9 protein-coding genes are annotated in these 12,374 nt (G+C 64.8%); 3 read left to right on the plus strand and 6 right to left on the minus strand.

Translation table 11 applies throughout. From position 1 onward, the window contains the following. The first annotated feature begins 3 nt into the window (after positions 1-3). Complete coding sequence (gene nuoF / locus NOG11_RS05145; RefSeq protein WP_256618617.1) at positions 4-1,308, plus strand: NADH-quinone oxidoreductase subunit NuoF; 1,305 nt, start codon at positions 4-6, stop codon at positions 1,306-1,308. Between the two features lie 257 nt (positions 1,309-1,565). Here the strand turns inward: nuoF and xrtD are convergent, their stop codons facing one another. Next, positions 1,566-3,143 carry a VPLPA-CTERM-specific exosortase XrtD gene (gene xrtD, locus NOG11_RS05150; protein WP_256618618.1) on the minus strand — a complete coding sequence of 526 codons (1,578 nt, stop codon included), beginning with the start codon at positions 3,141-3,143 and terminating at the stop codon, positions 1,566-1,568. A gap of 231 nt (positions 3,144-3,374) precedes the next feature. Between xrtD and nuoG the strand changes: the two genes are divergently transcribed. After that, entirely contained in the window at positions 3,375-5,495 is a 2,121-nt protein-coding gene (nuoG, locus tag NOG11_RS05155; protein WP_256618619.1) for an NADH-quinone oxidoreductase subunit NuoG, read from the plus strand. A 155-nt stretch (positions 5,496-5,650) separates the two neighbouring features. Here the strand turns inward: nuoG and NOG11_RS05160 are convergent, their stop codons facing one another. Both NOG11_RS05160 and NOG11_RS05165 read right to left on the minus strand, forming a co-directional pair. Continuing rightward, complete coding sequence (locus NOG11_RS05160) at positions 5,651-6,619, minus strand: TraB/GumN family protein (RefSeq protein ID WP_256618620.1); 969 nt, start codon at positions 6,617-6,619, stop codon at positions 5,651-5,653. 27 nt (positions 6,620-6,646) lie between these two features. Further along, on the minus strand, positions 6,647-6,907 hold the full coding sequence (locus tag NOG11_RS05165) for a hypothetical protein (protein WP_256618621.1): 261 nt from the start codon (positions 6,905-6,907) through the stop codon (positions 6,647-6,649). Between the two features lie 130 nt (positions 6,908-7,037). Here NOG11_RS05165 and NOG11_RS05170 point away from each other — a divergent pair, with 130 nt between their 5' ends. Beyond that, the gene (locus NOG11_RS05170) at positions 7,038-7,868 is read left to right on the plus strand and encodes an enoyl-CoA hydratase-related protein (RefSeq protein WP_256618622.1); all 831 of its coding nucleotides are present in this window, start codon (positions 7,038-7,040) and stop codon (positions 7,866-7,868) included. A 170-nt stretch (positions 7,869-8,038) separates the two neighbouring features. On the opposite strand, the gene NOG11_RS05175 is transcribed toward NOG11_RS05170, so the two are convergent. The 3 genes from NOG11_RS05175 to gyrB all read right to left on the minus strand — a co-directional run bounded on the left by NOG11_RS05175 (position 8,039) and on the right by gyrB (position 12,298). Next, the gene (locus NOG11_RS05175; protein WP_256618623.1) at positions 8,039-8,869 is read right to left on the minus strand and encodes an HpcH/HpaI aldolase/citrate lyase family protein; all 831 of its coding nucleotides are present in this window, start codon (positions 8,867-8,869) and stop codon (positions 8,039-8,041) included. After that, positions 8,866-9,729: a glutathione-dependent disulfide-bond oxidoreductase gene (gene yghU / locus NOG11_RS05180; RefSeq protein ID WP_256618624.1), complete on the minus strand. Its 864-nt coding sequence runs from the start codon at positions 9,727-9,729 to the stop codon at positions 8,866-8,868. The genes NOG11_RS05175 and yghU overlap by 4 nt, the downstream gene beginning before the upstream one ends. A gap of 148 nt (positions 9,730-9,877) precedes the next feature. Then, positions 9,878-12,298, minus strand: a complete 2,421-nt coding sequence (gene gyrB / locus NOG11_RS05185; protein ID WP_256618625.1) for a DNA topoisomerase (ATP-hydrolyzing) subunit B — start codon at positions 12,296-12,298, stop codon at positions 9,878-9,880. Positions 12,299-12,374 lie beyond the last annotated feature (76 nt).

Consider the following 12,374-nt stretch of genomic DNA (forward strand, 5'->3'; position numbering starts at 1 on the left):
CCCATGCTTCAAGACAAAGACCGCATCTTCCAGAACCTCTACGGCCTGCGCGACCCCTTCCTAGAGGGCGCGAAGCAGCGCGGCGCGTGGAACGCGACCAAGGAGATGCTGGATCAGGGGCCTGAGTGGATTATAAACCAGACGAAGGAGTCGGGGCTACGCGGACGCGGCGGCGCCGGGTTCTCCACCGGTCTCAAATGGTCCTTCATGCCCAAGGAGGTGAAGGACCGTCCGCACTACCTCGTGGTCAATGCCGACGAAAGCGAGCCCGGCACCTGCAAGGACCGGGAGATCATGCGCCACGACCCGCACCTCCTGATCGAGGGGTGCCTGGTGGCGAGCTACGCCATGAAGGCCCATGCCTGCTACATCTACATTCGCGGCGAGTACATCTTCGAGCGCGAGCAGCTCCAGAAGGCCATCGACGAGGCCTATGAGGCCAAGCTGATCGGCCGTGACAACATCCACGGCTGGGACTTCGACCTCTATCTCGCCCACGGCGCAGGCGCCTATATCTGCGGCGAGGAGACGGCGCTTCTCGAGAGCCTCGAGGGCAAGAAAGGCCAGCCGCGCCTCAAACCCCCCTTCCCCGCAGGGGCGGGCCTCTATGGCTGCCCGACCACGGTGAACAACGTCGAGTCGATCGCGGTGGTGCCGACGATCCTCCGCCGGGGCGCTGGCTGGTTCAAGAGCTTCGGCCGCCCGAACAACCACGGCACCAAGGTCTTCTGTATCTCAGGCCACGTGAACAAGCCGTGCAACGTCGAAGAAGAGATGTCGATCCCGCTCAAGACCCTGATCGATCGCCATTGCGGCGGGGTCAGGGGCGGCTGGGACAACCTCAAGGCGGTGATCCCCGGCGGATCCTCGGTGCGCTGCCTGCCCAAGGACATCTGCGACGACGTGCTGATGGATTTCGATGCCCTGCGCGAGCACCAGTCTGGCCTCGGCACTGCGGCGGTCATCGTCATGGACAAGTCCACGGACATGGTCAAAGCCATCGCCCGCATCGCCTATTTCTACAAGCATGAGAGCTGCGGCCAGTGCACGCCTTGCCGCGAGGGCACGGGCTGGATGTGGCGGGTCCTCACCCGCATGGCCGAAGGCGATGCCGAGATGGGCGAGATCGACAAGCTGCTCGACGTGGCCGGTCAGATCGAGGGACACACCATCTGCGCCCTAGGCGACGCCGCCGCCTGGCCGGTGCAGGGTCTCATCCAGCACTTCCGCCACGAGATCGAAGAGAAGATCACGAACTACCGTAGAGCCCCGGCAGCGGTACAGGTGCCTTATATGGCCGCCGAGTAGAAGGTCGGCTCGAACATCTTCGTAGGGAACTGACACTCTTCCCACCTCTCCCTCCGGGAGAGGTTGAAGCCTGCTATGCAGGCTTCGGGTGAGGGCGCTGGTGGGGCTACCTCAGTGTGCCGCTCGCCCTCACTCGACATCGAAGATGTCGATCTCTCCCGGAGGGAGAGATGACCAAGCGACCATCGTGAGCGCCGAGTGCGAGCACCGTCGTCGTCGAGACTGACTCGCCTACCCGGCGCTGACCGCCCAGCCTATTACTCAGGGATATAGGCCGGCAGCTTCGGCTGCAGCTCTTCCTTGTAGATCTCGGCTAGCCTTGCATCGGCGTCGGCCACCGTCTCGTCCGGGTGGATCGGCGTCATCATCCTGATCATAGCGCCGTCCGAACGCTGGGTCGTGGCCACATCGTACATGAGGACGACCTTCATCCAGATCTCGTCGGCGATATTCCGGCCACGCTGGTTGTACCAGTAGTAGACGAGGTAGCGCACCTGGTCCTTCTTCATGACGATGCGGTTGAAGGCGTGGCCCATGGCGTTGCCTTCGCCGGGGGAGACGATCTCCTGCACCTCGAACTGCCAGCCGCCGCCGGGCAGGCACTGACGCGGTGAGTGCCAGGACTGGCCGTTGCGCTGCGCCATGAGATAGGCGGTGTAGAGGTTGATCTGCTCGCCTTCGGGGCTCTGCAGGTCGAGCACGATGTAGTCGTCGGCGCCCAGAACGCCCTCGGTACGAACGTCGAGGGGTTTCTCCTGAACGTCCCAGCCTTCGGATCGCAGCTCCAGCGCGAGCCCGTCGAAGCTCTCGCGGTCGGGGGCGTAGTTGGGCTGCTCGGTGGTGTGGATCAGGACGGCGACCGCCGCGACGAGTGCGGCCGCGCCGCCCGCCATCATCATGAACAGGTTGCGGTTCCAAGGCTGCCTGGGCGCGATCGGCGAGCACTCGGGCGGGCCGAGGGTGGCGAGGACGTTCTTCTGGCCAGAGAAGCGGGCGAGAAGCACGATCAGACCCAGCAGGATCGCGATGCACATGATGAAGACCACATAGCCTTCGAAGAAGTGCAGCAGCCCTTCGGTGTGGGAGGTGTCGCCGCCGGAGGTCAGAACGCCGGTCAGGGCGATCCTGAAGCTGTTCATGAAGATGGTGATCGGGATGGTACTGAGCAGCACCAGAGCGCGCTGCCAGAGCGGGCCTTTATAGAAGTAGGCCGCCAGCGCCCCGAGGCTCAGGAAGGGGAAGAGGTAGCGAAGACCGGAGCACGCCTCGACCACCTGCAGCTTGGTCACGCCGAGGTCGATGACGTTGCCGGTCAGGAGCACCGGAATGCCGAACATGCGGATCATCGCCACGCCGAGCTCGGAGGACCAGAGCTGGAACGTCCAGGAGGTGACCGTGATGATCCAGAAGGGCGGCGGGATCATGAAGAGGAGGAAGGCGAGCGGGAAGAAGGCCGCCCTGGTGAACGACACGCCGCCGAACAGAAGCGCCGCCCCGAAGATGCTGACGATCAAGCCGACCTGCTCGATCAGGAAGATCTGCGTGGTCTGGTAGCCCACCACCAGAAGCGCCGAGAGGCCGATCATCACGAGACCGGCCCAGTGCGGCTTGCCCAGGCTCTCGCGCAGGGCCTCGCGGCGGTCCCAGAGCAGATAGGCCGTGATCAGCGGGATGAAGTAGGAGTGGCTGAGCTCCTGCTGCATGCCCCACCGCTCGAACAGGTTCATGATCCCCATATGGAACAGGAAGACCAGGGCCAGGAGCAGCGCCCCGCCTACGGCATAGGGCTGCCAGTCGAAATCGGAACGGCTCGGCGTTTGGACGGTGGTGCTCAAAGCGGATCTCTCAGTTCGGAACAACGTTCCCGCGCCCGTGCAGGAAACGTGCAGGCCCAGCTCTAGGGCAATGACGCGCCGGTAGCAACGCACGCCTGCCTCTACCACCAGTCAGTTAAGGGTCTTCCCCCGGAAAACCACCTCGAAGATGCGTCCCCGTTGGCACTGGTGCTTTGCGCCCCGATCCTCTAACCGCCCCAGAACTTCTTTCGCGCCCACGACCGAGTGACCATGACCGAGCTTCGAACCATCAAAGTCAACGGCCGCGAGATCGACGTCGATCCGCGCCTCACCCTGCTGCAGGCCTGCGAGGAAGCGGGCGAGGAGATCCCCCGCTTCTGCTACCATGAGCGCCTGTCGGTGGCGGGCAACTGCCGCATGTGCCTGATCGAGGTGAAGGGCGGCCCGCCCAAGCCCGTCGCCTCCTGCGCTCAGAACGTGCGCGATCTGCGCCCCGGCCCCGACGGCCAGCCGCCTGAGCTCTTCACCAACACGCCCATGGTCAAGAAGGCGCGCGAGGGGGTGATGGAGTTCCTGCTGATCAACCACCCGCTCGACTGCCCCATCTGCGACCAGGGCGGCGAGTGCGACCTGCAGGACCAGGCCATGGCCTATGGCCGGGGCGGCTCGCGCTTCGAGGAGAACAAGCGCGCCGTCGAAGAGAAGTATATGGGGCCTCTGATTAAGACGATCATGACCCGCTGCATCCAGTGCACACGCTGCGTGCGCTTCGCGACGGAGGTCGCAGGCGTCGACGATCTAGGCCTCGTCAACCGCGGCGAGAACGCGGAGATCACCACCTATCTTGAGAAATCCGTCGGCTCGGAGCTGACCGGCAACCTCATCGACATCTGCCCCGTGGGCGCCCTCACCTCCAAACCCTACGCCTATACGGCCCGGCCCTGGGAGCTGAAGAAGGTCGAGACCATCGACGTCATGGACGCCATGGGCTCGAACATCCGGGTCGATGTGCGCGGGCGCCAGGTCATGCGCATCCTCCCCCGCGTCCATGACGGCATCAACGAGGAGTGGCTGGCCGACAAGTCGCGCTTCATCTGGGACGGCCTCGCCAAGCGCCGCCTCGACAAGCCCTATATCCGCGAGGCGGGCAAGCTTCGCCCGGCGAGCTGGGACGAGGCGTTCGGCGTGATCGCCGCGCGGCTTGAGACCACCGCGCCGGAGAAGGTCGCGGCGATTGCGGGAGACCTCGTCTCCGCCGAACCGGTCAAAGCCCTCAAGGACCTGATGGGCAAGATCGGCACGCCGCATCTGGACTGCCGCCAGGACGGCGGCTCCTACGGTGTGCTGCCGAACGGTGAGCGGGCGCCGCGTTCCTCCTACACCTTCGCGCCGGGTATCGGGGCCATCGACGAGGCGGACATGGTGCTGCTGATCGGCACCAACCCGCGTATCGAAGCACCGCTTCTCAACGCGCGCATCCGCAAGAACTGGCTCGCTAAGATGGACCTCGATGTCGGGGTCGTCGGTGAGCACCACGACCTCTCCTATGAGAGCGTTCATCTGGGCAGTAATGCCGGAACCCTCTCCACGCTGATGGATGAGAAAGGCGGCTTCGCGGAGAAGCTGCGCAATGCCGAGCGTCCGCTGATCATCCTCGGCGCAGGCGCCCTCACCCGCGGCGACGGCCACGCGGTCATGGAGGCGGCGCTCAAGCTCGCGAAGAGCGTCGGCGCGAGCGGCGGCGAGTGGAACGGCTTTGGCGTGCTGCACAGTGCGGCGGGCCGCGTGGGCGCGCTCGACCTCGGCTTCCTGCCGGGTGAAAGCGGCCGCGACTTCGCCGGTATCCTCGAAGGTGCGGCCTCCGGTGATATCGAGGTCGTCTACAATCTCGGCTGCGACGAGGCGGATCTTTCGGCCCTCGAAAAGGCCTTCGTCATCTACCAGGGCCACCACGGCGATGCGGGCGCGAAGACCGCCGATGTCATCCTTCCGGGTGCCGCCTATGTCGAGCAGCCTGGCCTCTACGCCAACCTCGAGGGCCGGGTGCAGATGGCCAACCGGGTCTACTTCCCCTTCGGCGAGGCCAAGGACGACTGGGCGATCCTCCGTGCCCTGTCCGAACGGGTGGGCCATACCCTGCCCTATGACGACCTCTTCGCCCTCCGCCAGGCGATGATCGAGGATGCCCCCTCCTTCGGCTCGCTCGATACGCTGGAGAAGGTAGAAGCGCCGTCTGCGGACCTCTTCGGCGGCGCTACGCTCTCGAACGAGCCCTTCGGCGTGGTCTTTGGCAGCTACTACAAGACCAACCCCATCGCCCGCGCCTCGGACATCATGGATGAGTGCGAGAAAGCCGGTGTGCCGCAGCCTACGCAGATCGCTGCGGAGTAGAGGCTGCGCCTGAGGTCATCTCTCCCTCGGGAGAGATCGACATCTATGATGTCGAGAGAGGGGTTAAAGCCACTAGAGCAGTATCCCCTCTCCCCAAATCAGCAGATTTGGACCTCTCCCAAGGGAGAGGTTTAACCGGTAGCTACTGCGGCTTCTTACTCGAAGCCGGGGCCTTCCACCGTGTAGCCGCGCGCGGCGAGCATCTCCGGCACGCCGTCCTCGCCGATCAGGTGGCCTGCGCCCACGGCGACGAAGTCCGTGCCCGAACCTTCGAGCTCGGTGACTAGGGCATCGACCCAGCGCTGGTTCCGCTGCACCAGGAGCACTTGGTAGAGCTCTTCGGAGACATCGCGCATCCCGTCGATGATGAAGTCCTCGAGCCCCGAGACGTCACCGGCGGCCCAGTCCTGGGCGAAGGCCTGGAGCTCGGCCTGGCCGTTGTCGATCTGCTCGATCGTGCTCTTCAAGAACGCGACCTCCGTGTCTTCGTCGAGGTTGGCGAAGAAGCTGAACTGCTCTTCAGGCGTCTCGAAGGCCTTCTCCTTGCTGTCGTCCACATCGGCGGCGAGCACCATCTCCGCACCGCTGCCCGGCTGGAAGCCGTCCTGCATCAGGTCGAGGGCGCCGATGGTGACCGCGGCGAGCCAGGGGCGCATCTGCTCCATCTGGGCGACGGGGAAGCCGATCTGCTCGGCCACCCGCTCGAGCTCGGCATAGGTCTCCTCGTCCAGACGCTCGGAAAGCGGCTGATCCTGGGACATGCCGTACTCCATGATGACAGGCTGTATGGCGGCCTGGTCCTGAAGCTGGGAGGGCAGGATCTCGAACCAGACCTCCTCGGCCTCAGCCAGCGCCTGTTCCATCTCGGCGCTGCGCCATTCGAGGTCTTCGGGCAGGAAGTGGATGGTGGGGAAGAGCGTGACCGTGCTGTCCTCGTCGGTCACGGTCCAGAAGGGCGCGCCCCCCGTACCGGCGCCGGTGGTCTCGGTCATGCCGGTGTCAGGGGCGGTTTCTTCGGCTTCGACGCGCTCGATTTCGGCCGCGTCGTCGGCGGGTTCGCCGCCGCAGGCCGCCAAGGCAAAAGCCAGGGCGCCGAGCCCCGCCGTCATGTTCAGATGTTTCATGGTCGTTCCTTCGGGTCAGACTTCGTCCTAGGAACGCCTCCATAGGGTCAGTCGGTTCGCCGTGCGAGCCAGACTTGCACGCTTTCTTTTGATCGCGCTGAAGCCCAAAAGCCCCCCGCCGACCCAGAAACTGATCTCTGCCACCCCGGCGAGCGCCGCGGTCGAGGCAATGACCTGCGCCTTGTCCCACTCGCCCTCAGCCGCCGCAACGCCTAGAAGAACCGCCAGAAGAATGCAGGAGAAGCTGACCGCCAACATACCGTAGGCCAGTGTTTTGGTCTGGATCATGGTCTCGTCCCTGCTTCTGCCTACGCGTGAATCATCGCCGATCACGTTTCCGCTAGTCAAGTTACGGAAAACTATCGGCCGTGCTGGTTGACGGTGGCGCCGGGAGGTTTCGTTCGTGTTAGAGGGCGCCATGACCGATGCCCTGCGCCTGACTAGAAACGGCCCCGTCGCCACCCTGACCCTCTCCAACCCGCAAAAGCGCAACGCCATGGGGGCTGCGTTCTGGGAGGACTTGCCGGACACGGTGGAGGAGCTGTCGGGCAGCGGCGAGTGCCGGGCGCTGGTGATCGACGCCGAAGGCCCGGTGTTCAGCTCGGGCATCGACCTCGGCATGTTTCAGAACGTGAGAAAAGACGGGCTGGGCGCCGCCGCGGGTCTCGACGCCTACGCGCTCATCCTGCGCATGCAGCGGGCCTTCACCGCCATTGAGAAGGCGCGCATGCCGGTGATCGCCGCCATCCAGGGCGGCTGCATCGGCGGCGGGGTCGACCTCGCCACCGCCTGCTGCATCAGGCTCGCGAGCGAGGACGCCTACTTCTCCGTCTACGAGATCAATATCGGCATGACCGCCGATGTCGGCACCTTTCCGCGGCTTCTGAACCACCTACCTGAAGGTGTGGTCCGTGAGCTGAGCTATACGGGGAGGAAGATGGGGGCGGTCGAGGCCCAGCAGCGGGGGCTCGTCAACCGCATCTACCTCGATGCCGAAGCCGTCCGCGCCGCCGCTCAGGAGATGGCGGAAGAGATCGCCTCCAAGGCACCCATGGCTGTCTACGGAACGAAAGACATCATCACCTATGCCCGCGACCACGCAACGGACGAGGCCTTGGACCGCATCGCGCTATGGAACGCTTCGAACCTTCAGCCTTCGGAGCTGATGGCGGCCATGGCAGCGAAGCAGACCGGCGAGCCAGGGCAGTTTGCGAGCCTACCGCCGAAGCGGCGGGTGGATGGGAAGTAGGCCGAGACATCTAACTGTCGCGTAAGCATTCATTACAAGACGCTTTCCCACGGCTTGTCCGTGGGACCCAACTCCAGGCGTTTCACCTGGCACACTCGTTGGGAGATGGGTCCCATGGATCGCTACACGACCATGGGAAAGCGTCTGAAGCAAGGGGCTGGGTTCGGAGACTAAACCCGCTCCGCCGCCGCGATCTTGCGCCGTGCCGCCTTGATCACCGGGATCTCGATCATCTTGCCGTCGAGGAGCGCCACGCCGCCGCCTGCTGCGTCGAAGGCCTCGACCACTCTCCTCGCCTGCGCCAGCTCATCCTCCGTAGGCGCCAGGGCCTCATGGATAGGCTGAAGCTGCGCTGGGTGGATCGCCGCGCGGGCGTGGATGCCGAGGCCCTTTGCCCGACGGGTCTCGCGCTGGAGGCCGTCTGGGTCCTTCACATCGAGATAGGGCACATCGAACAGCACCTTACCCGCTGCCCCGAAGGCCGCCGCGCATCTTGATCGTCCGTAGAGGTGGCTTTCCCATGACAGGTCGCAGCCGATCTCTCCGGCAAGGTCGATGGCGCCGTAGATCGCACCCACCACCGCCGGGTGATCCGCGATGGCCTCGGCCATTCCCAGCGAGCGGGCCGTCTCCATCACCACGATGATGTTGTCCGTCCCTGACGCTTCGCGCAGACGGTCGATGTCCCCGAGGGCCATGGGTTTGGGCAGCATGACGAAGTCTACACCGCCCGCGCCTTTCAGGGCCGCCAGATCGTCGGCGAAATAGTCCGTATCGGCACCGTTGACGCGCAAGCCGATGGCTCGGCCGTCATCGCCGCGCCCCGCAAGATAGAACAGCACCGCCCCCCTCGCCTCTTCCTTTCCCTCGGGCGCCACCGCGTCCTCGAGGTCGATGCAGACGAGGTCCGCCCCTGCCGAGGCCGCCTTGTCGAAGCGGTCGGGCCGGGAGCCGGGGACGAAGAGGAGGCTGCGCCAGAGGCTTCGGTCGGGAAGGCTCACTCGACCCCCGCCGACAGCGCATCGTCAATGTCCTTGGCGCTGTGGCGCTCTTTGAGCTGCTTGTCCTCATTGCCCCAGACCTTGGACACGATCATGCCGCGGCGGACCCCTTCGCGCCCCTTGAGCTGCTTGGACCAGCGCTGCACGTTCTCGTATTCGTGTACGGAGAGAAAGGTGTCGGCATCGCCGTAGAGCTTGCCGAGGGCGAGCGCTCCGTACCAGGGCCAGATGGCCATGTCGGCGATGGAGTAGTCGTCTCCGGCGATGAACTCATGGCGGCCAAGCTGCTTGTCGAGCACATCCATCTGCCGCTTCACCTCCATGGCGTAGCGATCGATCGGGTACTGATACTTCTCAGGCGCGTAGTTGTAGAAGTGCCCGAAGCCGCCCCCCAGGAACGGCGCCGAGCCCATCTGCCAGAAAAGCCAGTTCATGACGCTCGTGCGCTCAGGCCCTGTCGTCGGCAGGAAGGCGCCGAACTTCTCGGCCAGATAGACCATGATCGAGCCGCTCTCGAAGACGTTCACTTGGGGCGTAACGCTGCGGTCGACCATGGCGGGGATTTTGGAGTTGGGGTTCACCTCGACGAAGCCGGAGCCGAACTGGTCGCCCTCGCCGATATGGATCAGCCAGGCATCGTACTCGGCGTCGCTCATGCCCTTTTGCAAGAGCTCTTCGAAGAGCAGCGTCACCTTGATGCCGTTGGGCGTGCCGATGGAGTAGAGCTGGTGCGGGTGCTCGCCGACGGGCAGCTCCTTGTCGTGGGTCGCGCCGGAGACAGGGCGGTTGATCGAGGCGAACTTGCCGCCGCTCTCCTTGTCCCAGGTCCAGACTTTCGGCGGGGTGTAGACGTCGCTCATGGCTTTGCTCCGGCAGATGCTTGCCTGCCGGACTTAAGGGGCCGGGGCGCCGGTGTCAGGTGCGCAAGGCAGTGTTGCGCCAAGAGCGTCGTAGGGCGGTTTGCGAAGCCAACCGCCTGGCTCGTGGCAGAAAGCGTCGCGTTCCGCTCTACAGATCGAGCTCAGCTTCGAGCGCGCGGCTTTGAATGAAGTGCTTCCGCGGCTCGACCACGTCACCCATCAGCTTGGTGAAGGTCTCGTCGGCCCGGTCGGCCTCTTCGATCCGTACCTGGAGGAGCTGGCGGGCGTCGGCATCTAGCGTCGTCTCCCAGAGCTGCTCCGGGTTCATCTCGCCGAGGCCCTTGTAGCGCTGCAGGGTGATGCCCTTGCCGCCGACGCGGCGGAGTTCGGCCAGGAAGTCAAGCGGTCCGTAGACGGTCATCTCCGTCTCGCCCCGGCGCAAGGTGGCGGGACCGGCGAAGGCATCGCGCACGGCTTCGGCTGCTTCGGCCAGGCGGCGGGCATCGGCGCCGACGCGCAGCTCCTGGGTGAGGACATAGGCCTCCTTCACCCCGCGCACCTCGCGGGCGAGGACCACATCGCCGCCCTCGTCGAGGCGCGCGTTCCAGCCGCGCTCGTACTCTTCGGAGATGTCGTCCAAGCGCGTTTGCAGCCTGCCGAGTGCTTCGCCTGAAGGCTCCTCTTCGCCCAGCACGCCTTCCAGTGCGGCGAGCACTAGCACGTCACGGCGCAGCCAGGCGGGGAAGCTTTCGACCCGCTGCGCCACCGTCCTTGCACTGTCGATCAGGGCAGCCAGATCAATGCCAATCCGCTGCTCGCCCTCGGCCGTGACGAACACCGCCCCGTCCACACCTTCCGAGTAGAGATAGTCAGCCAGTGCCTTCTCATCGAGGAGGTACTGCGCCGACTTGCCCTTCTCCGCCCGGTAGAGGGGCGGCTGGGCGATATAGAGGTGGCCGCGCCGGATTACCTCCGGCATCTGACGATAGAAAAAGGTGAGAAGCAGTGTACGGATATGCGCGCCGTCCACATCGGCGTCGGTCATGATGACGATCTTGTGGTAGCGCAGCTTGTCGATCTTGAAGTCGTCGCGTCCGATACCTGTCCCCAGCGCGGTGATCAGCGTACCGACCTCCGCCGAGGACAGCATCTTGTCGAAGCGTGCCCGCTCGACATTGAGGATCTTACCCTTGAGGGGCAGGATCGCCTGGTTCTCACGGTTCCGCGCCTGCTTGGCCGAGCCGCCCGCCGAGTCGCCCTCGACCAGGAAAAGCTCGGATTTGGCCGGGTCGCGCTCCTGACAGTCAGCCAGCTTTCCGGGTAGGGAGGATACGTCGAGCGCGCCCTTGCGGCGGGTCAGTTCGCGAGCCTTGCGCGCGGCCTCCCTAGCAGCAGCGGCCTCGATGACCTTGCCGACGAGCTGCTTGGCCTCGGCAGGGTGCTCCTCGAACCAGGTGGCAAGCTCCGCGCCCACGACCGTTTCCACCACGGGCCTGACTTCGGAGGAGACGAGCTTGTCTTTGGTCTGTGAGCTGAACTTCGGATCGGGCACCTTGACCGAGACGATGGCCGTCAGCCCTTCACGCGCATCGTCACCGGAAAGGGTCACCTTCTCGCGCTTCAAAAGCCCCGAGGACTGGGCATAGCCGTTGACCACGCGGGTCAGCGCCGCACGGAAACCGGCTAGGTGGGTACCGCCGTCGCGCTGGGGGATGTTGTTCGTGAAGGTCAGGACCTTCTCGTGGTAGCTGTCGTTCCACCACATGGCGACCTCGACGGAGATGCCGTCGCGGTCCGCCTCCATGGTGATCGGCTCACGGACGAGGGGCTGTTTGGAGGCGTCGATATGCTTGACGAAGGCGACGAGGCCTCCCTCATAGTGAAGCTCCTCCGTCTTCGGCTCGGCATGGCGCCGGTCGGTGATGACGATGCGCACGCCGGAGTTCAGGAAGGCAAGCTCGCGCAGCCGCCGCTCCAGGGTCTCGTAGTCGAACTCGGTGGTGGTGAAGGTCTCCTTGGACGGAAGGAACGTCACCTCCGTACCCGAATGGTCGGCGTCGCCCACCACCTTCAGGTCCTCGTCCGCCTCGCCATGGCGGAAGGTCATCTCGTGGGTCTTGCCGTTCCGCCAGATGCGCAGATCCAGCCGCTCGGACAGGGCGTTGACCACCGAGACGCCCACGCCGTGCAGCCCGCCAGAGACCTTGTAGGAGTTCTGGTCGAACTTACCGCCAGCATGGAGCTGGGTCATGATGACCTGCGCCGCCGAGACCCCCTCCTCCTCATGAATGGCGGTGGGGATGCCGCGGCCGTTGTCGCGCACGGTGACCGAGCCGTCATCGTTGAGGAAGACCTCCACATGGTCGGCATAGCCCGCCAGCGCCTCGTCGATGGCGTTGTCCACCACCTCATAGACCATGTGGTGCAGGCCCGAGCCGTCATCGGTGTCGCCGATATACATGCCCGGCCGCTTGCGCACGGCGTCGAGCCCCTTGAGCACCTTGATCGAGTCGGCGCCGTACTCTTCGGCGCCGTTTGATGGGGTTTGGGGGGCTTCGGAAGCGGCCATTTCGGATCCAAAAATATCGCGTGTGATTCACGTATGAATATAGGCTTTCGAACCGCCGAACCCAAGCGTTTTCGCG

This window comes from Parvularcula maris (assembly GCF_024505085.1).
Classification (GTDB): domain Bacteria; phylum Pseudomonadota; class Alphaproteobacteria; order Caulobacterales; family Parvularculaceae; genus Parvularcula; species Parvularcula maris.